This is a genomic window from Ramlibacter sp. (genome assembly GCF_035627355.1).
Taxonomy (GTDB): Bacteria; Pseudomonadota; Gammaproteobacteria; order Burkholderiales; family Burkholderiaceae_C; genus Ramlibacter.
Window position 1 is genome coordinate 22,583 of the sequence record NZ_DASPLW010000015.1, and the last position, 20,926, is coordinate 43,508.

Here is a 20,926-nt window from a genome sequence, read left to right on the forward strand (position 1 = left end):
ACACTAACGTAAACGGATGTAAGAGTCCGCGGCTGAACAGTAGAGATCTCTCCAGAGGAGTCAGCTTTGAGAAAAAAGAATTGGGTGGCAGTCGCCGCGGCCACGCTTTGCTCGTTTCCCGTCCTTGCCCAGCAGGTCCGGCCGGACGCAGGCACTCTTTTGGAGCAGCCCAGCCAGCTGCCCGCGCTGCCGGCACCCGGCGGCGCTCCGACCGCAGTGGTCCCGCAGGCGCCCGCTGCCGCTCCGTTCGCGACGACGGTGCGCATGACGCCGGCCGCGTTCCGCATCCAGGGCAACACCCTGTATCCCGAGAGCGAACTGCAGCCACTGGTGGCCCCGTTCGTCGGCAAGTCCACCGACATGGAAGGCCTGCTGAAGGCCGCCCAGGCGGTGCGCGGCTACTACCGTGAACGCGGCTACCTGCTGACCGAGGCCTACCTGCCTGAGCAGCAGTTCCAGGCCGAGGGCGGCACGGTCACCATCCAGGTGCTCGAAGCGCGCGTCGGCAAGGTCAACGTCCGGGTCGAGGACCAGGGCATCTCCGAGTCGCTGGCCAGCGCCATCGTCCACAACCACCTGAAGACCGGCGACCCCATCAGCGAGACCTCGCTGGACAAGCCGGTGCTCTTGCTGCGCGACCTGATCGGCTTCGACGCCACGGCATCGGTGGAGCCGGGCGCCAACACCGGCGAGGCCGACATCACCGTGCTGGTCAAGTCCGCCGGCCCGAAGATGGACGGCTCCATCGGCGCCGACAACTTCGGCGTGCGCAGCGCCGGCCAGAGCCGCGTGTTCGCCAACGCCAACCTGAACAACCCTCTGGGCCGCGGCGACGTGCTCAGCGCGCGGGTGCAGGTGAGCGAGCGCACCGGCTCCGAGCTGTACCGCATCGGCTACAGCACCGCGCTGAACGGCTACGCCACCAAGCTGGGGCTGAACGTCACCCGGACCGAATACAGCCTGGGCAAGCAGTTCGCGGCGCTGGGGGCCACCGGCGAGGCGACGATCTACGGCATCTCGCTGACGCAGCCCATCATCCGTTCGCGGATGAAGAACCTGCTGGGCGCGGTCACCTACGAGCGCAAGGAACTGACCGACCTCACCACCGTGCCGCCCAGCGCGGCCGACCGCCAGGTCGATTCGCTGCGCTTCAGCCTGCTGGGCAACTGGGTGGACGAGGCCCTGGGCGCCTCGTTCAACAGCTACGCAGCGCACCTGACCGTCGGCGAACTCAAGCTCGACCCGGCGACGCTGGCCATCGACCAGGGTGCCGCGGGCCTGCGCACCGCCGGCTCGTTCAACAAGCTGAACATCGAGTACCTGCGCACCACGTTCGTGTCGGCCGAGGGTCGCCTGAGCGGCTCGTTCCAGGGGCAGCTGGCGTCCAAGAACCTGACCTCGGCCGAGAAGATCGGCCTGGGCGGCCCGTCCGGGGTGCGCGGCTATCCCACCGGCGAGGGCGTGGGCGACACCGGCGCCATCGTGCAGCTCGAGTACAGCCACCAGCTGCCCAAGTGGGACTGGACCTTCGACGTCCCGCTGCGCGCCAGCGTGTTCTACGACTGGGGCTACGTGCGCTTCAACGAGGGCGGCACGCCGTTCGCGGCGCAGGAGTCGGAGACGCTCAAGTCCGCCGGCATCGGCCTGACCGCCGGCACCTTCGGCAACTGGCTGCTGACCACGCAACTGGCCTGGCGCCTGGACCGTTCGCCTGCCACCGACCCCGACAAGAACCCGCGCGTCTGGGTTTCCCTCCAGAAGTGGCTGTAAGCGACGCCAACCCCCTGATCCGAACAAATCACCCGAGCAGTACGAAGGAAGGCACATGAACAACCGTTCCCACGCCAAGGCCACCCGCGGTTCCCGCATCCGCACCGTCATCGTCCAGATCTCCCGCAAGCTGCGCGCGACCTACCGCGTGCGCATCGGCGGTCGACTCTTCTCCCGATTGCTCGCGGCGCTGCTGGGCGTCTATGCGGCGCAGGTGTTCGCATTGCCTCAGGGCGGCGTGGTGCAGTCCGGTGCCGTCACAATCAACACGCCGAACGCCAATTCGATGGTGCTGAACCAGGGCACCAGCAAGGCGGTGATCGACTGGCAGAGCTTCTCCATCGGGTCGGGGCAGTCGGTGCAGTTCCTGCAGCCGGGCGCCTCCTCGGTGGCGCTCAACCGGGTGGTGGGCGGTGATGTGTCCTCGATCTTCGGCTCGCTCTCGGCCAACGGCCAGGTGTTCCTGGTCAACCCGAACGGCGTGCTGTTCGCGCCGGGTGCGCAGGTCAACGTCGGCGGGCTGGTGGCCTCGACGCTGAACCTGAGCAACGCCGACTTCCTGGCCGGCAAGTACACCTTCAGCGGCAACAGCGGTGCCAGCGTCGTCAACAACGGCATGATCCGCGCCGGCTACGTGGCACTGGCGGGCGCCAAGGTTGCCAACGCCGGCACCATCGAAGCGGCGCAGGGCGGCTCGATCGGCCTGCTGGCCGGCTCGCGCGTGACGGTGGATCCGGCCGGTGCCGGGCTGGTGAAGTTCTCCGTGGATGGCGCGGCCGTCGACGCCGCCGCTTCCAACAGTGGCACGCTCGTGGCCGAAGGCGGCCAGGTGGCCATGCTGGCCAGCGCGGTGTCGGACACGCTGCCGACCGTGATCAACCAGTCGGGCGTGATCCGCGCCAACTCGGTGGCCGAGAACAACGGCGTCGTGACCCTGAGCGGCGGCGCCACCGGCATCGTCAAGGTGAGCGGCACGATCGAAGCCAGGGGCGACAACGCCGGCGAAACCGGCGGCACGGTGAAGGTACTGGGTGATCGCGTGGGGCTGATGGCCGGCGCGAAGGTGGACGCCAGCGGCGATGCCGGCGGTGGGACGGTGCTGGTGGGCGGGAACTACCAGGGGAATGGGCCCGAGCAGAACGCCCTGGTCACCCTGGTGGATCGGAGTGCGACCGTCAATGCCGATGCGACCGGCCAGGGTGATGGCGGCCGCGTCATCGTGTGGGCAGACGACACCACCCGCTTTGCGGGGCAGATTTCCGCGCGGGGCGGTGCCGCCGGTGGCGATGGCGGTTTCAGCGAAGTCTCGGGCAAGAACCATCTCGCCTTCCAGGGCGGTGCGGACCTGCGCGCCCCGCAGGGCCAGACGGGCACGCTGTTGCTCGACCCGACTGACTTGAGGGTTGTCCACGACGCGACCGGTGTCGCAGATTCCTTCATCGATTTCGACGCCTCCAATCCGGCCGAATTCCAAGTGATCAGCTCGGATCCGGGTCCGTCCGTGATTTCCGACGCGACGATCAATGCCCAGTTGGCAGCGAGCAACGTCGTCGTCCAGACCAGTCCGATCGGCGCTGGCAGCGGTGACATCACCTTCGACGGTGCGGGCGGGGCGATCGTGTTCGATGCGGGCGGGACAGGCAGCATCCTGACCTTCTCCGCGCACCGGAACATCACGGTCAACACAACCACGTCCTTCACCAACGGAACCGGTGCGCTCAATCTCTTCGCGAACGGCTGGACGGGCACCGTCACCGTGAACAACGCCGTGAGCAGCACCGGCAACGTGAATATCGGCGGCAAGGACGTCGCGATCAACGCCACCGTGATGGCTTCCGAGGCCGGGAAGAACGTCAACATCAGCGTCGGCGACTTCGCCGCGGGGACTTTCACCTCGAAGGCTGTCATGATGGCCGGCGCGGGCGGCAAGGTGAGCGTCACCGGCGGCACCTCCGGCAACATCTTCGACTTCAGTGCGGACCCCGGCAACACGGTCACCATCGTCGGCGGCTCGGGCGTGGACGAGCTCAAGGCGCCGGCAGGCGCCACCTACGTGCTGACGGGCACGGACAAGGAAGTCGGCGTCGGCAGCCTGTTCTCGGCAACCGGCATCGAGAAAGTGACGGGCACAGGCACCTCCAACGTGCTGCAGGGAACGTCCAGCGACACGACGTACACCACGAGTGGCGACAATTCGGTGAGCGCCGGCGGCATCTCCTTCAGCGGCATCGGAACGATCAATGCAGGCACCGGCAGCGACACGGTGAGCGGCGCCACGACGTACACGCTGACGGGCAATGCCAACGAGGTGCTGGCCAACGGCATCAAGGCCAGGAACATCGAGAAGGTGACCGGCACGGACACCCTGGTGGGTTCGGCCACGGACACGACGTATGTCACGGGCGCTAACAACGCCGTGACGGTGGCGTCCATCACCTTCGAGGGGGTGAACACGCTGGATGCGAAGGGCGGTGTCGACACGCTCAAGGGTGCGACCACGTACACGCTGACGGGCATTGCCAACGAGGTGCAGGCCAACAGCATCACGGCCAAGGGCGTCGATGTGGTGACCGGCACGGGCACGATCACGGGTTCGGCGACGGGCACCAGCTACGTGCTGGGTGCTGCGGACGGTGACGTGACGGCGGCAGGCATTGCCTTCAGCGGGGTGACGAACCTGAACGCCGGTGCGGGCAGCGACACGCTCAGCGGGGCGACCACGTACGAGCTGACGGGCACCGACAAGGAAGTGACGGCCAAGACGGTGGCGGCCACGGGCATCGAGAACGTCGCCAACGCCGGCACGGTGGTGGGTTCGGCGGCGGATACGACGTACACGATCACAGGCGACAGCGCGGTTACGGCCAACAACATCGCATTCGGCGGAGTGACGAACCTGGATGCGAAGGGCGCGATTGACCAGCTGACGGGCGCGACGACCAGCTACGTGATTGCCGGTGACACCGCTGTGGGGGCCAACAAGATCGCCTTCACCGGCATCGACAGCGTGACTGCGGCCGGCACGGTGGAAGGCTCGGCGGCGGACACGACGTACACGATCACCGGCGACAACGCGCTGACGGCCAACAACATCAAGTTCGGCGGGGTGACGAACCTGGACGCCAAGGCTGCGACCGACGAGCTGACGGGCGCGACGACCGACTACGTGCTCACGGGCGACAACGCCGTGAAGGCCAACAACATCGACTTCACCGGCATCGACAGCGTGGCGGCGGCCGGCACGGTGGTGGGCTCGGCGACGGCGACGGTGTACGACACGACGGCCGGTGCGAACAAGCTGTCGGCCAACAAGATCGCGTTCACGGGCGTGACGAAGCTGGATGCGACGGCGGCGGCGGGTGACACGTTCACCGGTGCGGCCAGCTACCAGATCGATGGCGCCAACGCGGTGACGGCCAATGGCATCGCTGCCACGGGCATCGAGAACGTGACCAACGCCGGCACGGTGGTGGGTTCGGCAACGGGCACGACCTACACGATCAATGGCGACAACGCGCTCACCGCCAACAGTATCGCGTTCACCGGAGTCAACAAGCTGGACGCGACGGCCGCTGTGGGCGATACGCTGACGGGTGCCACGAGCAGCTACGTGATCGACGGCGCTAACGCGGTGACGGCCAACAAGATCGCCGCCTCGGGTATCGAAAGCGTGACGGCGGCCGGCACGGTGGTGGGTTCGGATGCCGATACCAAGTTCAGCATTGTCGGCGTCGGTGCGGTAGACGTGGCCAATATCAACTTCACGGGCGTGGCCAACCTGACCGGCGGGGCAGGCAAGGACACGTTCGTCTTTGCCGACGCCGGCTCGCTCACCGGTACCGTCGACGGTGGTGACCCGACGACTGCGCCTGGCGACACGATTGACCTGACCGCCAAGACCGGGCCGCTTGCGATCAACACCGCCGCAGGCACGGCCACTGGCATGGGCTCGTTCACCAACATCGAGCTGATCTCCGCGAATGACCACGCAGCCACAACCCTGACCGGCAGCGACATCAACATCACGGGTGTCAACAGCGGCTCGGCTGATGGGGTAGGCTTCCAGGGCGTGTACAACCTTCAGGGCACGGCCACCTCCAAGATCACCGGCCTTGTGGGCGGAATCGTGGCAGGCACCATCACCGACGGCGGGGCGGCGACCACGCTCAGCGGCGTGATCAACAGCACGGGCAACCAGACGTACACGGGCGCGGTCACCCTGGCTGCGGCTACCACCACGGCCGGTGCCAATGTGAGCTTCGGCAACACGGTCGGAGGCGCCCAGGCGCTGACCATCAACAGTGCCGGCACGACCACGCTGAACGGCAACGTGGACGTTGCCTCGCTGACGACCGATGCCGCCGGCAGCACCAGCATCGGTGCCGCCAGCATCAAGACCAGCGGTGCCCAGACCTACGACGACGCCGTCACCCAGACGGCAGCGGCGACCACCCTGGAGAGCGGCAGCAACGTCATCCTGGCTGCCGGCCTCGGCGGCAACAAGGATCTGACGGTCAAGACCAATGGCAACCTCAGCCTGGGCGCAGCCACCACGGTGGCCAGCCTGACGACGCAGGGATCGACGACGCTCACCGGCGCCGGCGCGCTGACGACCCCGGTCGTCAATGCCCAAGGCAACCTGAAGCTGGGCAATGCCAACCAGATCGCCGATGGCGCCACCGTCAACGTGACCGGCACGCTGGATACCGGCGCGAACGCCGAGACGGTGGGCAAGCTCAACGTCAACGGAGGCACGGTCAACGGCACCGGCGTGCTGACGTCCACTGGTGGCTACAACCTCACGAGCGCCACCGTGAACGGCGCCCTGGGTGCGGGCACCCTGACGCAAGTCGGCGGCGCGTCCAGCCTGGCTGGCACCTCGGCGGCATCGACGGTCAACATCGAGGGCGGCACGCTTACCCTGGGCAACACCGCCAACCGCCTGACCGCCGCCAACTCGGTCGGCATCGCCGCCGGCGCCACGCTGGACACCGGTGCTGCGGCCCAGGCGCTGGCCGGCGGCGCCGTGACCAACAGCGGCACACTGACGGCCACCGGCGACATCTCCGCCGGCAGCATCACCAGCAGCGGCACGGCCAGCTACGGCGGCAACGTCACGACCACGGGCGCGCAGTCGTACACCGGTGCGCTGAGCACCGCCGCCAACTCCACGCTGGAGGCGGCGGGCAGCCTGACGTCCACCAACGCGGACGCGACGACGATCGGTGACGGCACCACGTTCCGGATGACCGACACCGGCACCGTGGATGTGTCGGGCAACTACCAGGGATCCGTGAAGGTCGACGGCAGCGCGAGCAGCGTCACCCTGACGGACTTCAGTGCCGAGACCCCGTTCGTGGTCAACCAGATGATGGTCGACTCGGGCGCCAACGTGACGCTGAACTCCGCCGGGGCACTGACCGTGGACGCGGCCAACCTGTCGCAGCTCGCGAAGCTCACGGTGAGGGTGGCCGAGGGCGGCGTTCGCTTCCTGAACTCGTCGACCGAGCGCAATGGCCAGAAGGGCATCCTGGCCACTGGCGGCATCACGATGCAGGTGGACGAGGGCGACGTGAACACCGAGACCGATCCGATGTGGATCAACGCCGGTACGCCGAACCTGAGCGTCACCATCAACGGCGCGTTCAAGGCTTGGCTGGCCGGCAACGTCAGCTCCGATGCCGTGACCCGCAAGTTCCTGAACGACGCGGCCGACGGCGTCGGTGCCAGCCGCGCCGAGATGGTGCGCGACTTCCTGCACGAGCTGAAGCGCAACGTCGGCATCGGCGCCGTGGAGGACCTGGTCCTGTTCGGCGGCATCGACATGGAGGGCATCATCGCCCCCCTGAGCTTCAGCAACCTGGCCGTGAAACTGCCCAAGTGCGCCGGCGAGCAAGCCAACTCGCAGCAGTGCAACTGATACGGCGACCAGCCGCTACGCAAGAGGGCGCTTCGGCGCCCTCTTTTTTTCCTGGGAAGAGCAATGCCTTCGGCGCAATCCTGGTGGGCATCCGGCAATGGCGGCGCACCCATCCGATGCGCATTCGCTTCACTCGTGCCGCAAGCCGTGACTTCTTCCGTGGAGGGCGTTCCATCGTGCTGGCCGCAGGAGACGGCAGAGCTTAAACTCGGCTGAACCCCGCCCGTCCGCCCTTTGTGACCGTCGTCAAGAAACTCGGCCGCTACGACATCATTCGCACCCTCGGGAAGGGCGCGATGGGCCTGGTCTATGAGGGCAAGGACTCGGTGCTGCAGCGCCGGGTGGCGATCAAGACCATCATCGTCGAGAACCTCGACTCCAAGGCGGCCGAGGAGTACGAGTCGCGCTTCCGCACGGAAGCCCTGGCCGCCGCGCGGCTGCTGCACCCCAACATCGTGCCGGTGTTCGACTTCGGCCGGCACGAAGGCATCGCCTTCCTGGTGATGCAGTACATCGAGGGCGACGACCTCAAGGACCACCTCGACCGCGGCGAGCGCTACAGCCCGCAGGCGGCGATGGCGATGATCCTGGACCTGCTGTCCGCGCTGGACCATGCGCACGAGAACAACATCGTGCACCGGGACATCAAGCCGGCGAACATGCTGATCGAGAAGGGGCGGGTCAAGCTCACCGACTTCGGCGTGGCCCGCATCCAGGACCCGGACGCCGCCAACAAGACCCAGCTGGGTGCCGGCGGCATCGGCACGCCGCGCTACATGTCGCCGGAGCAGGCTCAGGGCCAGCGCGTGGACTCGCGCTCCGACCTGTTCAGCACCGGCATCGTGCTGTACGAGCTGCTGACCGGGGTGCGGCCATTCGACGGTGACAACCCGTTCGCCATCATCCACCAGATCGTCAGCACGGTTCCGCCGCCGCCGACCTACCACAACCCGCGGCTGCCCAAGGCACTCGATGCGGTGGTGGCCAAGGCGCTGGCCAAGAACCGCGAGGAGCGCTTCTCGTCGGCGCGGGAGTTCGCCGTCGCGCTCAAGTCGGCCGGTCACCGCGGCGGCGGCAGCGCCACCGGAGGCGGGGCGGGGGCCACCGCGACGCCCGCGCCGGCACCGGCGGCGGCGCGCCCCGCCGACACCAGTGCGGGCACTGCACCGTCCACCATCAACCTCGAGCTGGAGCTCGAGTACTGGAAGGACATCAAGGACTCCGAGGACGCCAGCGACTTCGTCGATTTCCTCGACCAATTCCCCAACGGCAAGTTCGCGGCCCTCGCGCAGCGCCGACTGAAGAAGCTGGGGCACGAGCCCGGTCCGGCGGAGCCTGCGGCGCGCACCGCACCCGGTCCGGACGAGGAGGACGCCGAAGCCACCCGGTTGCCGGGACACCTGTCGCGGACCTCCGGCGTCTCGGACACCTCGGGCAGTTCCGGAACTTCGGGGACCTCGGGCACGGCCGGCCTGTCGGGCAGCCTGAAGCTGTCCGACAAGCAGGTGGTGGTCTCGCCCAACGACGCCACGGTCATGCCGGCGGCTCGGGAGGCCATCGCCCGCGCAACACAAGCTCCGGCGTCGGTGCCGTCCCAGGCCGATGCCGTCGCGGCACGCGCCGCCCAGGCCGCCGATGCGGTCGAGCGCGCGAAACAGCAGGCACGTGCGGCCGAGGAGGCCCGTGCGGCCGAAGCCCGTGCAGCCGCGGCCGCCAGGGAAGTCGAGCGGCTGGAAGCCGAGCGCAAGGCCGCCGAGGCGCAGCGCGAGGCGCAGGAGCAGGCCCGCCGGGCGGCAGCCGAGGAGCAGGCCCGCCGGCAGGCGGAAGCCGAAGCCCAGCGCAAGGCCCAGGAAGAGGCGCGCCGGAAGGCGGAAGAGGAAGCCAGGGCGCGGGCCGCCGAAGAGGCCCGCGTGAAGGCGCAGGAGGAAGCCCGACTCAAGGCCGAGGAAGAAGCCCGCCGCGTCGCCGATGCCGAGGTGCGCCGGAAGGCGGAGGAGGACTCCCGGCGCAAGGCCGAAGCCGAGGCGAAGGCGAAAGCCGACGCGGAGGCCAAGGCCAGGGCCGACGCCGAAGCCAGGGCGAAGGCAGAGACCGAAGCGAAGGCCAGGGCCGAGGCTGAAGCCAAGGCCAGGGCCGAAGCGGAATCGAAGGCGAGGGCAGAGGAAGCCAGGCGACAGGCGGAGGCGGAGGCCAAGGCGAAGGCCGACGCGGAGGCGAAGGCCCGGGAGCAAGCCCGCCGCAAGGCGGAGGCCGAAGCCCGCGCCAAGGCGGATGAAGAAGCGCGCCGCAAGGCAGCGGAAGCGAAGGCGGCGGAATCGGCGCGACAGGCCGCCGAGCAGGCCGCTCGCAAGGCGGCCGAGCAGGACCGGGCCCAGGAGCTTGCGCCTGCGGCAGCGGCGGCCCGTTCACCCGCGCCAGCCGCGGCTTCGCCGGCGCCCCAGCCCAAGTCCAAGGCCGTGCCCATGGCGATCGCCGGCGTGGTCGTCCTGGGCCTGATCGGCGGTGGCGTGATGATGATGTCCGGCGGCGACAAGCCGAAGGACGAGACGGTTGCGAAGGCGACGGTGAAGCCGCCGGAGGTGCCCCGGATGGACGAACCGGCCAGGCCCGCGCCGCCGGTCGTGGCGCCGGCGCCGATCGCGCCGCCTCCGGTGGAGCCGGCGGCCCGCCAGGAAGATCCGAAGAAGGCCGAGGAGGCCCGCAGGAAGGAAGAAGAGGCGCGCAAGAAGGAAGAAGAGGCCCGGAAGAAGGCCGAGGAAGCCCGGAAGAAGGAAGAGGAAGCGCGCAAGCTGCAGGACGCGAAGAAGCAGGACGAGGCGAAGAAGCAGGAAGAAGCGCGCAAGGCCGAGGAGGCCAGGCGCCAGGCCGAAGCCAAGGCCAAGGCGGATGCCGAAGCCAAGGCCAGGGCGGACGCGGAAGCAAAGGCCAGGGCCGACGCCGAAGCCAAGGCCCGGGCGGATGCGGAGGCGAAGCGGCAGGCCGAAGCCAAGGCGAAGGCCGATGCGGAAGCCAAGGCCAAGGCGGAAGCGGAAGCCAAGGCGAAGGCAGAAGCCGAAGCCAAGGCCAAGGCGAGTGCCAACCCGGCCCAGCTGCTGGCCCAGGCCCAGCAGGCCGAGCAGGCCGGCCGCGGCAGCGAAGCCGTCGGTGCCTACAAGAAGGCGGCGGCCGCCGGCAGCGGGGCGGCCGCCAAGCGGCTGGGCGAGATCTACGGCAAGGGCCAGCTCGGCGTCGGCCGCGACCAGGTCGAAGCCAACAAGTGGAACAACACGGCCGTCAAGCTGGGCGAGTGCATCAGCGGGCCGGTGGCGCTCAAGGCCGGCGCCACGGCCAACGACTGCAAGTAAGTCTCGGCGGGTCAGCCCCCCGCCGCGTGAACGGGGCGGGGCAGGCGCCGGAACCCCGGATTCGCGCTTCCGTCGGAGACGAATGTTCTGTGCGACCAGCGCCGCGGTCCGATCAGCGCTTCCGGCCGCCCAGCAGGCTCCCCAGCACCCCGCGGATGATCTCCCGGCCCACCGTGCTGCCCATGGTGCGCACGGCCGACTTGGCCATGGCTTCGACCATGCCCTCGCGCTTGCCGCCGCGCGGGCCGGTGGAGCCGAACAGGATGTCGCCCAGGCCGCCCATCGAGCTGCCGGCGGCCTTGTCCGTCGCGCCACCGCCGCCCGAGGACCCTGGGGAGGGCGCCTGCTCGGCGCGCTGCTTGAGCTTCTCGTAGGCCGACTCGCGGTCCTGCACCTTGTCGTAGGTCCCCGCCACCAGCGAACCCGCGATCAGCGATTGCCGCTGCTGCGGGGTGATCGGGCCGATCTGGCTGCCGGGCGGCAGCACGTAGACCCGCTCGGTGACGCTGGGGCGGCCCTTGGCGTCCAGCAGGCTGACCAGCGCCTCGCCAACCGCCAGCTCCGTGATCGCCGTCTCGATGTCCAGGCCGGGCTTCTGGCGCATGGTCTGCGCGGTCGCCTTCACCGCCTTCTGGTCGCGCGGCGTGTAGGCGCGCAGGGCGTGCTGCACGCGGTTGCCCAGCTGCGCCAGCACCGAGTCGGGGATGTCCAGCGGGTTCTGGGTCACGAAATACACGCCCACGCCCTTGGAGCGCACCAGCCGCACCACCAGCTCGATGCGTTCGACCAGCACCGCCGGCGCGTCCTTGAACAGCAGGTGGGCCTCGTCGAAGAAGAACACCAGCTTGGGCTTGTCGGGGTCGCCGATCTCGGGCAGCTGCTCGAACAGCTCGGACAGCATCCACAGCAGGAAGGTGGCGTACAGCCGGGGCGAGCTCAGCAGCTTGTCGGCCGCCAGGATGTTGACCACGCCCTGGCCGTCGACGGCCTGCATGAAGTCGCCGATGTCCAGCATCGGCTCGCCGAAGAAGCGGTCGCCGCCCTGCGACTCGATCTGCAGCAGCCCGCGCTGGATGGCGCCCACGCTGGCGGCGCTGATGTTGCCGTACTCGGTGCGGAACTGCGCCGCGTTGTCGCCCACGTGCTGCAGCATCGCGCGCAGGTCCTTCAGGTCCAGCAGCAGCAGCCCGTTGTCATCGGCGATCCTGAACACGATGTTGAGCACGCCGGCCTGGGTGTCGTTGAGGTCCAGCATGCGCGACAGCAGCAGGGGGCCCATGTCCGACACGGTGGCGCGCACCGGGTGGCCCTGCTCGCCGAACACGTCCCAGAGCGTGACCGGGCAGGCGGCGGGCTCCGGCAGGGGCAGGCCGCGCTCCTGCACCACCTTGGCCATCTTCTCCGGCATCTGGCCGGCCTGGCTGATGCCTGTGAGGTCGCCCTTCACGTCGGCCATGAACACCGGCACGCCGATGCGCGAGAAGTTCTCGGCCAAGGTCTGCAGCGTCACCGTCTTGCCCGTGCCGGTGGCGCCGGTGATCAGGCCGTGGCGGTTGGCCAGGCCCGGCAGCAGCACGCATTCGATGCCGCCGTGCCTGGCGATCGTCAAGGGTTCGGCCATAGGTGAAAAGTAGAATGGGGACCGCAGCAATATAGCAATGCACAGCGCATTTCAGGGGCGAAAGGAAGAGCGAAGTGGCCGGACACAGCAAATGGGCAAACATCCAGCACCGCAAGGGCCGGCAGGATGAAAAGCGCGGCCGGATCTGGACGCGGGTGATCCGCGAGATCATGGTGGCGGCCCGGCAGGGCGGAGGTGACCTCAACACCAATCCACGGCTGCGGCTGGCGGTGGACAAGGCCAAGGCGGCCAACATGCCGGCCGACACCATCAAGCGCAACATCGACAAGGCCACCGGCAACCTCGAGGGCGTGAGCTACGAGGAGATCCGCTACGAGGGCTACGGCATCGGCGGCGCCGCGGTGATCGTCGACACCATGACCGACAACAAGGTCCGCACCGTGGCCGAGGTGCGCCACGCGTTCAGCAAGTTCGGCGGCAACCTCGGCTCGGAGGGTTCGGTGGCCTTCCAGTTCCGCAACGTGGGCCAGATCATCCTGGCGCCCGGCACCAGCGAGGACAAGGTCATGGAGGTCGCGCTGGAGGCGGGCGCCGAGGACGTGATCACCGATGAGGACGGCGCGATCGAGGTGCTCACGGCACCGGGCGATTTCGAGGCGGTCCGCAACGCGCTGGAGGCCGCCGGCCTCAAGCCCGAGGTGGCCGAGGTCACCATGCGGCCCGAGAACACCATCGAGCTCGCCGGCGAGGATGCCGTCCGCATGCAGAAGCTGCTGGACATGCTGGAAGACCTGGACGACGTGCAGGACGTCTTCCACAACGCCTCGCTGCCCTCCGAAGCATGAAGGTCCTCGTCATCGGCGGCGGCGGCCGCGAGCACGCGCTGGCCTGGAAGCTGGTGCAGTCGCCCAAGCTGCAGACGGTCTACGTGGCGCCCGGCAACGGCGGCACTGCGCTCGACCCGCGTTTGGAGAACGTGCCGATCACCGACCTGGCTGCGCTGCGGGACTGGGCGCTGGCGCAGAAGATCGCGCTGACCGTGGTGGGGCCGGAGGCGCCACTGGCGGCCGGCGTGGTCGACGACTTCCGCGCCCACGGGCTGCGGGTGTTCGGGCCCACCAAGGCGGCCGCCCAGCTGGAAAGCTCCAAGGCCTTCTCCAAGGCCTTCATGCAGCGCCACGGCATTCCCACCGCGGAGTACCAGGCCTTCACCGATGCGGGCGAGGCCCACGCGTACGTGGACCGCAAGGGCGCGCCCATCGTGGTCAAGGCCGACGGGCTGGCGGCCGGCAAGGGTGTGGTGGTGGCGATGACCGCTGCCGAGGCGCACGAGGCCATCGACTTCATGCTGCTGGACAACCGGCTGGGCGTCGCCCACAACGCCGGCGGCGCGCGGGTGGTGATCGAGGAGTTCCTGCAGGGCGAGGAAGCCAGCTTCATCGTGCTGTGCGACGGCCGCAACGTGGTGCCGCTGGCCAGCAGCCAGGACCACAAGCGCCTGCTCGACGGCGACGCCGGCCCCAACACCGGCGGCATGGGTGCCTACTCGCCGGCGCCGGTGGTCACGCCGGCCGTGCATGCGCGGGCGATGCGCGAGATCATCCTGCCTACGGTGCGCGGCATGGCCGCCGACGGCCTGCCTTACACCGGCTTCCTGTATGCGGGCCTCATGGTGGACCGCGAGGGCCACGTCAAGACGCTGGAATTCAACTGCCGCATGGGCGATCCTGAAACGCAGCCGATCCTGATGCGCCTGAAGTCCGACCTGTACGACGTGCTGATAGCGGCGACCGCCGGCACGCTCGACCGTGTCGAGCTGGACTGGGATCGCCGCACCGCGCTGGGCGTGGTGATGGCGGCGGCCGGCTATCCGCTCGACCCGCGCAAGGGCGATGCGATCGGCGGCATTCCGAAGGAAAGCGCCGACACCCTGGTGTTCCACGCCGGGACGGCGATGAAGGACGGGCAACTGGTCACCAGCGGCGGCCGTGTGCTGTGCGTCACCGCCCTGGCCGACAGCGTCAAGTCGGCGCAGCAGCGAGCCTACCAGGCGGTGCAGGCCATCCACTTCGACGGCGCGCAGTACCGCCGCGACATCGGCCACCGCGCCGCCCACGCGTGATGCAGGCCGTCGACGACGTCCGCGCCTGGCTGCTGGGCCTGCAGGAGCGCATCACCTCGGCCTGCACGGCCATCGACGGCACGCCCTTCCTGGCCGACGCGTGGGAGAAGGCGCCGGGCGAGCCGCTGCAGGGCAACGGCCTGACGAAGATCCTGGAGCAGGGCCCGGTGCTGGAGCGCGCCGGCTGCGGCTTCTCGCACGTGCGCGGCCCGCGGCTGCCGCCTTCGGCCACCCAGCACCGACCGGAACTGGCCGGCGCGCCGTTCGAGGCACTCGGCGTCTCGCTGGTGTTCCACCCCCGCAATCCGTACGCGCCGACGGTGCACATGAACGTGCGCATGATCTCGGCGGCGCCCGCAGGCGGCCAGCCGGCCTTCTGGTTCGGCGGCGGCATGGACCTCACGCCGTGCTACGGCTTCGAGGAGGATGCGCAGCATTTCCACTGGGTCTGCCAGCAGTCGCTGGAGCCGTTCGGCCTCGACCGCTACCCCCGCTACAAGAAGTGGTGCGACGAGTACTTCTTCCTGAAGCACCGCAACGAGGCGCGCGGCATCGGCGGCATCTTCTTCGACGACGTGTCCGACCTCGGCTTCGACGGCGGTTTCGCGCTGATCCGCTCGGTCGGCGACGCCTTCCTCGCCGCCTACCTGCCTATCCTGGAGCGGCGCAAGGACATGCCGTACGGCGACCGCCAGCGCGCCTTCCAGCTGTACCGCCGGGGCCGCTACGTGGAGTTCAACCTGGTGTGGGACCGCGGCACGCACTTCGGGCTGCAGTCGGGCGGGCGCACCGAATCCATCCTGCTGTCCATGCCGCCGCAGTGCAGCTGGGCCTACCGCCAGGAGCCCGAGCCCGGCAGCCCCGAGGCCGAGCTCTACACCCGGTTCCTGCCGCCGCGGGAGTGGGTTTGACCACCGCAGCGTACCGCCTGGGCGTCTTCGGCGGCGCCTTCGACCCGCCGCACCTCGCGCACGTTGCGCTGGCCCGAGCGGCCATCGATCAACTGCGGCTGGACGAGCTGCGTGTGTTCCCGACCGGGCAAGCCTGGCACAAGGCGCGGGCGCTGAGCCCCGGCGAGCACCGGCTGGCCATGGCGCGCGAAGCCTTCGCCGGGCTGCCGAAGGCCGTCGTGGACGATCGCGAGCTGCGCCGTGAAGGCCCGACCTACACCATCGATACGCTGCGGCAGCTGCGCGCCGAGCGGCCGGACGCCGAGCTGCTCCTGGTGATCGGCGCCGACCAGGCCGAGGCGCTGCACGGCTGGCGCGAGAGCGAAGCGATCATGCAGCTGGCCACGCTGGCCGTGGCCGCCCGCGCGCGGCCCGATCCCGACGCGCCGCCCTTCGACGCCTCGACGCTGCCCGGGGGGCGCTACGTGGCCGTCGAGCTGCCCACCATGCCGGTCAGCGCCACCCAGATCCGGTCGCGGGTGCAGGCGGGGCAGGACATCGCCGAGCTGGTTCCGGCCGGCGTCGCACGTTATATTGCCCGGCACCACCTCTATTCCAGGACCTGATGACCCAAGCCAGCAGCGCAAAGAAGGACACCCAGCGACTCCAGCGAGCCATCGTCGATGGCCTGGAGGACGTGAAGGCGCAGGACATCCAGGTTTTCGACACCGAGCACCTCTCGCCCCTGTTCGAGCGGGTGATCGTGGCCTCGGGCACCTCCAACCGGCAGACCAAGGCGCTGGCCGCCAGCGTGCGCGATGCGGTGCGCGATGCCGGCTTTCCCAAGCCGCGGGTCGAGGGCGAGGAGAACGGCGAGTGGATCATCGTGGACTGCGGCCCGGCCGTCGCCCACATCATGCAGCCGGCCATCCGCAACTACTACCACCTCGAGGAGATCTGGGGCGAGAAGCCGGTGCGCATGAAGTTCGGCGCCACCAAGCCGCAGGCCGCGACTCCAGCGCCCGCGGCGAAGAAGGCGGCCGGCACCGGCAGCCTCAAGCGCAGCAGTGCCGCCAAGGCGGCCGCGGCGCAGGCCGACAAGCTCGATGGGAAGGCGGCGCCCGCGAAGAAGGCCACGGCGAAGTCGGCGAACGGCAAGCCGGCCGTGGTCCGCAAGACCACCGCTGGCACTAGGCCCGCTGCCGCGAAGAAGACGGCCACTCGTTCAGCGCCGGCCAAGGCACCCGCCAAGTCCACCGGCTCCGCGCGCACCGCGGCCGCCAAGACCCCCGCTCGCAAGTCCGCTCCTCGGTCGCCTGCCCGCAAGGCATGAGGCTGCTGGTGGTCGCCGTGGGCCAGCGCGTGCCCGACTGGGCGGCCACGGCCTGGGACGACTACGCCAAGCGCTTTCCGCCCGAGCTGCGCGTCGAGCTGAAGGCGGTCAAGACCGAGCCGCGTGGCTCGCGCACCGTGGAACAGCTGCAGGCCGCCGAGCGTGCGCGCATCGAAGCGGCGATCCCGCGCGGCGCGCGCGTGGTGGCGCTGGACGAGCGCGGCACCGCGCTCACCACCGCGGCGCTGGCTGCACGGCTGAAGGACTGGCAACTCGAGGCCGCCGACGTGGTGCTGGCCATCGGCGGCCCCGATGGCCTGGCCCCCGCTTTCCGCACCGCCGCCCACGAGCGCATCCGCCTGTCGGACCTGACCTTGCCGCACGCGATGGTGCGGGTGCTGCTGGTCGAGCAGTTGTATCGCGCCTGGTCCATCAATGCCGGGCACCCCTACCACCGTGAATAGCCCCTTCATCTACCTCGCTTCCCAGAGTCCCCGCCGCCGCCAGTTGCTGGAGCAGCTGGGCGTGCACCACGAACTGTTGCTGCCGGACCCGGACGAGGACACCGAAGCGCTGGAGGCGGCGTTGCCCGGCGAGGCACCGGCCCACTACGTGCGCCGCGTCACCGGGCTCAAGCTCGATGCGGCGATGGAGCGCCTGCAGCGCCGGGGCCTGCCGCCGGCGCCGGTCCTGTGCTCGGACACCACGGTGTCGCTGGGCCGCGTCCTCTTCGGCAAGCCCGCCGACGAGGCCGAGGCGGCCGCCATGCTCCGCGAGCTGTCGGGCCGCAGCCACCGGGTGCTGACGGCGGTGGCCATCCAGCGGGGCCGCACGCGCCGAGAGGCGCTCAGCGACTCGCACGTGAGCATCACGCGCCTGACGCCGTCGCAGATCCGCCGCTACGTGGCCACCGGCGAGCCCCTGGGCAAGGCCGGCGCGTACGCGATCCAGGGCCGGGCCTCCGCGTATATTTCCCGCATCAGCGGCAGCTACTCGGGCATCATGGGTTTGCCGATGCACGAAACTGCGCTTCTGCTGCAGTCCTTCGGATTCGAGGTCTAGCCCCAGCAAACCCAGCCCCCGCCCCATGCAGCAGGACATCCTGATCAACTGGTCCCCGCAGGAGACCCGCGTCGCTATCGTGGAGAGCGGCGCCGTGCAGGAGTTGCACGTCGAGCGCACGCTCGAGCGCGGGCTGGTCGGCAACGTCTACTTGGGCAAGGTCGCGCGGGTGTTGCCCGGCATGCAGTCGGCCTTCGTGGACATCGGCCTGGAGCGGGCGGCCTTCCTGCACGTGGCCGACCTGCACGGCTCGCGCCCGCACGAGGAGCACGGCAACGGCCGTCCGGGCCAGCCCCCGGTCCCGATCGAGAAGCGCGTCTTCGAGGGCCAGCCGCTGATGGTGCAGGTGATCAAGGACCCGATCGGCACCAAGGGGGCGCGCCTGTCTACCCAGATCAGCATCGCCGGCCGGCTGCTGGTGTTCCTGCCGCAGGACGACCACGTGGGTGTGTCGCAGAAGATCCCGCACGAGCAGCGCGATGCCCTGCGGAGCCGGCTGCAGGCGCTGGTGGGCACGCCGGCCACCGGTGGGGGCGGCGGCTTCATCCTGCGCACCAACGGCGAGGACGCCAGCGACGCCGAACTGGCCGACGACATCGCCTACCTGCGCAAGACCTGGTCGCGCATCCGCGAGGCCGCCACGCGCCAGCCCGCGGGCTCGCTGCTGCACCAGGACCTGAGCCTGCTGCAGCGGGTGCTGCGCGACCTGGTGACCGAGGAGACGCAGACCATCCGCATCGATTCGCGCGAGCAGTTCGCGCTGCTGCAGGCCTTCGGGCGCGAGTTCATGCCGCAGGCCGCCGAGCGGCTGGCGCTGTACAAGGGCGAGCGGCCGATCTTCGACCTGTTCAACATCGACGAGGAAGTCACGCGCGCGCTGGGCCGCCGGGTGGACCTGAAATCGGGCGGCTACCTGATCGTGGACCAGACCGAGGCGCTGACCACGGTGGACGTCAACACCGGCGGCTTCGTCGGCGCGCGCAACTTCGACGACACCATCTTCAAGACAAACCTCGAGGCCGCACACGCGATCGCGCGGCAACTTCGGTTGCGCAACCTGGGCGGCATCATCATCGTCGACTTCATCGACATGCAGCGCGAGGACCACCGCGAGGCGGTGCTGGCCGAGTTCCGCAAGCAGCTCGCGCGCGACCGGGTCAAGACCATGGCCGGTGGCTTCTCGCAGCTGGGGCTGGTGGAGATGACGCGCAAGCGCACCCGGGAGTCGCTGGCCCACATGCTGTGCGAGCCCTGCCCGTGCTGCCGCGGGGCAGGGCAGGTGCGCACCCCGCGCACCGTGGCCTACGACATCCTGCGCGAGATCCTGCGCGAGGCGCGCCAGTTCAACCCGCGCGAGTACCGCATCGTCGCCTCGCCCAAGGTGGTGGAGCTGTTCCTGGACGAGGAAAGCCAGCACCTGGCGGGCCTGTCCGACTTCATCGGCAAGCCGATCTCGCTGCAGAGCGAAAGCAGCATGGGGCAGGAGCAGTACGACATCGTGCTGATGTAACGAAAGGGGTGGCGACCCAGCCACTAGAATCGTCCCCTTTCCCCAACACCCTGCCAGCATGAAGATTTCGGTGATCGGCTCGGGCTACGTGGGCCTCGTCACGGGTGCGTGCCTGGCCGACGTGGGCAACCATGTCCTGTGCGTCGACGTGGACGAGAACAAGATCGCGCGCCTGCAGCGCGGCGAGATCCCCATCCACGAGCCCGGCCTGGACGCCGTGGTGGCCCGTTGCCAGGCGGCCGGACGGCTGCAGTTCTCGACCCGCTACGACGACGCGGTCGAGCATGCCGAGATGGTGTTCATCGCCGTGGGCACGCCCTCGGACGAGGACGGTTCGGCCGACCTGCGCCACGTGCTGGCGGCCGCCAGCGAGCTCGGCCGGCGCATGACCCGAGACACCGTGGTGGTGGTCAAGTCCACCGTGCCCGTAGGCACGAACGACCGCGTGCGCGAGGTCCTGCGCGACGAACTCGCCGCGCGCGGCACGACCGTGCGGGCTCCCGTGGCGTCCAACCCCGAGTTCCTCAAGGAAGGCTTCGCGATCGAGGACTTCATGCGCCCCGATCGCATCATCGTCGGGGTGGAGCGGGGCGACAGCGCGACGCAGGAGGCCTTCCGCCGCCTGTACGCGCCGTTCAACCGCAACCAGGACCGGCTGCAGTTCATGGACGTGCGTTCGGCCGAGTTCACCAAGTACGCGGCCAACTGCATGCTGGCCGTGCGCATCTCCTTCATGAACGAGCTGGCCAACCTGGCCGAGCGGCTGGGCGTGGACATCGAGCAGGTGCGCCACGGCATCGGTGCCGACCCGCGCATCGGGCCGCACTTCCTCTATGCCGGCGCCGGCTTCGGCGGCTCCTGCTTCCCCAAGGACCTGCGCGCGCTGATCCACACCGCGCAGGAGGCCGGCGAGCCGGCCGAGCTGATGCGGGCCGCCCAGGACGTCAACGCGCGCCAGCGCCGCGTGCTGGCGCGCAAGATCATCGACTTCTTCGGCGGCGATGCCCGGGGCCGCACGGTGGCGCTGTGGGGGCTGGCGTTCAAGGCCAATACCGACGACGTGCGCGAGGCCTCCAGCATCGCCATCGTCGACGACCTGCTGCAGGCGGGTGCGCGGGTGCGCGCCTACGACCCGGCGGCGCTGGATACGGCGGCGCGCGCGCTGGCGGGCCGCGAAGGCGTCACCTTCGTGCGCAGTGCGCCGGAAGCCCTCGAAGGGGCGGACGTGCTGGCCGTGGCCACCGAGTGGCTGGAGTTCCGCAGCCCCGATTTCGCTGCGCTCGCCCGCACGCTCAAGGCCCGCGCGCTGTTCGACGGACGCAACCTGTACGACCCGGCCGCCGTGCGGGAGGCAGGACTCGCCTACCACGGCATCGGCCGCGTCGGGTGATTC

Annotated in this window: 13 protein-coding genes; 12 read left to right on the forward strand and 1 reads right to left on the reverse strand. The window is 69.5% G+C overall.

The window, feature by feature from the left end:
• The first annotated feature begins 264 nt into the window (after positions 1-264).
• From VEC03_RS05485 to tolA, 3 genes are all read left to right on the forward strand, one after another.
• Complete coding sequence (locus tag VEC03_RS05485; protein ID WP_324913338.1) at positions 265-1,770, forward strand: ShlB/FhaC/HecB family hemolysin secretion/activation protein; 1,506 nt, start codon at positions 265-267, stop codon at positions 1,768-1,770.
• Positions 1,771-1,825: 55 nt separating this feature from the next.
• Entirely contained in the window at positions 1,826-7,690 is a 5,865-nt protein-coding gene (locus VEC03_RS05490; RefSeq protein ID WP_324913340.1) for a filamentous hemagglutinin N-terminal domain-containing protein, read from the forward strand.
• A gap of 236 nt (positions 7,691-7,926) precedes the next feature.
• The gene (gene tolA, locus VEC03_RS05495; RefSeq protein ID WP_324913342.1) at positions 7,927-11,034 is read left to right on the forward strand and encodes a cell envelope integrity protein TolA; all 3,108 of its coding nucleotides are present in this window, start codon (positions 7,927-7,929) and stop codon (positions 11,032-11,034) included.
• 112 nt (positions 11,035-11,146) lie between these two features.
• Here tolA and VEC03_RS05500 read toward each other — a convergent pair whose 3' ends face one another.
• A complete protein-coding gene (locus VEC03_RS05500; protein WP_324913344.1) occupies positions 11,147-12,655 on the reverse strand; it encodes a helicase HerA-like domain-containing protein in 1,509 nt (502 codons plus the stop codon).
• 74 nt (positions 12,656-12,729) lie between these two features.
• Here VEC03_RS05500 and VEC03_RS05505 point away from each other — a divergent pair, with 74 nt between their 5' ends.
• From VEC03_RS05505 to VEC03_RS05545, 9 genes are read left to right on the forward strand one after another with little or no spacing between them, the layout of a single operon-like run.
• Entirely contained in the window at positions 12,730-13,461 is a 732-nt protein-coding gene (locus VEC03_RS05505) for a YebC/PmpR family DNA-binding transcriptional regulator (RefSeq protein ID WP_324913346.1), read from the forward strand.
• Complete coding sequence (purD, locus tag VEC03_RS05510) at positions 13,458-14,738, forward strand: phosphoribosylamine--glycine ligase (RefSeq protein WP_324913348.1); 1,281 nt, start codon at positions 13,458-13,460, stop codon at positions 14,736-14,738. The genes VEC03_RS05505 and purD overlap by 4 nt, the downstream gene beginning before the upstream one ends.
• Positions 14,738-15,649 (forward strand): oxygen-dependent coproporphyrinogen oxidase, encoded by a 912-nt coding sequence (hemF, locus tag VEC03_RS05515; protein ID WP_324913349.1) that lies wholly within the window; start codon positions 14,738-14,740, stop codon positions 15,647-15,649. The genes purD and hemF overlap by 1 nt, the downstream gene beginning before the upstream one ends.
• Positions 15,640-16,254, forward strand: coding sequence for a nicotinate-nucleotide adenylyltransferase (gene nadD, locus VEC03_RS05520; protein WP_414708460.1), 615 nt, complete (start codon positions 15,640-15,642; stop codon positions 16,252-16,254). The genes hemF and nadD overlap by 10 nt, the downstream gene beginning before the upstream one ends.
• On the forward strand, positions 16,254-16,961 hold the full coding sequence (rsfS, locus tag VEC03_RS05525; RefSeq protein ID WP_324913352.1) for a ribosome silencing factor: 708 nt from the start codon (positions 16,254-16,256) through the stop codon (positions 16,959-16,961). The genes nadD and rsfS overlap by 1 nt, the downstream gene beginning before the upstream one ends.
• Positions 16,958-17,425, forward strand: a complete 468-nt coding sequence (rlmH, locus tag VEC03_RS05530; RefSeq protein ID WP_324913354.1) for a 23S rRNA (pseudouridine(1915)-N(3))-methyltransferase RlmH — start codon at positions 16,958-16,960, stop codon at positions 17,423-17,425. Before rsfS ends, rlmH begins: the two co-directional genes overlap by 4 nt.
• The gene (locus VEC03_RS05535) at positions 17,418-18,023 is read left to right on the forward strand and encodes a Maf family protein (protein ID WP_414708461.1); all 606 of its coding nucleotides are present in this window, start codon (positions 17,418-17,420) and stop codon (positions 18,021-18,023) included. Before rlmH ends, VEC03_RS05535 begins: the two co-directional genes overlap by 8 nt.
• A gap of 25 nt (positions 18,024-18,048) precedes the next feature.
• Positions 18,049-19,533: a ribonuclease G gene (gene rng, locus VEC03_RS05540; protein ID WP_324913359.1), complete on the forward strand. Its 1,485-nt coding sequence runs from the start codon at positions 18,049-18,051 to the stop codon at positions 19,531-19,533.
• Between the two features lie 58 nt (positions 19,534-19,591).
• Entirely contained in the window at positions 19,592-20,923 is a 1,332-nt protein-coding gene (locus VEC03_RS05545; RefSeq protein ID WP_324913361.1) for a UDP-glucose/GDP-mannose dehydrogenase family protein, read from the forward strand.
• The last annotated feature ends 3 nt before the right edge of the window (positions 20,924-20,926 follow it).

What these genes read in the sequence shown, in the direction of transcription:
- rlmH (WP_324913354.1), top strand. Translation starts at nt 16,958, where the DNA reads ATGAGGCTGCTGGTGGTCGCCGTGGGCCAGCGCGTGCCCGACTGGGCG.
- rsfS (WP_324913352.1), top strand. Translation starts at nt 16,254, where the DNA reads ATGACCCAAGCCAGCAGCGCAAAGAAGGACACCCAGCGACTCCAGCGA.
- VEC03_RS05485 (WP_324913338.1), top strand. Translation starts at nt 265, where the DNA reads ATGACGCCGGCCGCGTTCCGCATCCAGGGCAACACCCTGTATCCCGAG.
- purD (WP_324913348.1), top strand. Translation starts at nt 13,458, where the DNA reads ATGAAGGTCCTCGTCATCGGCGGCGGCGGCCGCGAGCACGCGCTGGCC.
- VEC03_RS05545 (WP_324913361.1), top strand. Translation starts at nt 19,592, where the DNA reads ATGAAGATTTCGGTGATCGGCTCGGGCTACGTGGGCCTCGTCACGGGT.
- rng (WP_324913359.1), top strand. Translation starts at nt 18,049, where the DNA reads ATGCAGCAGGACATCCTGATCAACTGGTCCCCGCAGGAGACCCGCGTC.
- VEC03_RS05500 (WP_324913344.1), bottom strand. Translation starts at nt 12,655, where the DNA reads ATGGCCGAACCCTTGACGATCGCCAGGCACGGCGGCATCGAATGCGTG.
- hemF (WP_324913349.1), top strand. Translation starts at nt 14,738, where the DNA reads ATGCAGGCCGTCGACGACGTCCGCGCCTGGCTGCTGGGCCTGCAGGAG.
- VEC03_RS05490 (WP_324913340.1), top strand. Translation starts at nt 1,826, where the DNA reads ATGAACAACCGTTCCCACGCCAAGGCCACCCGCGGTTCCCGCATCCGC.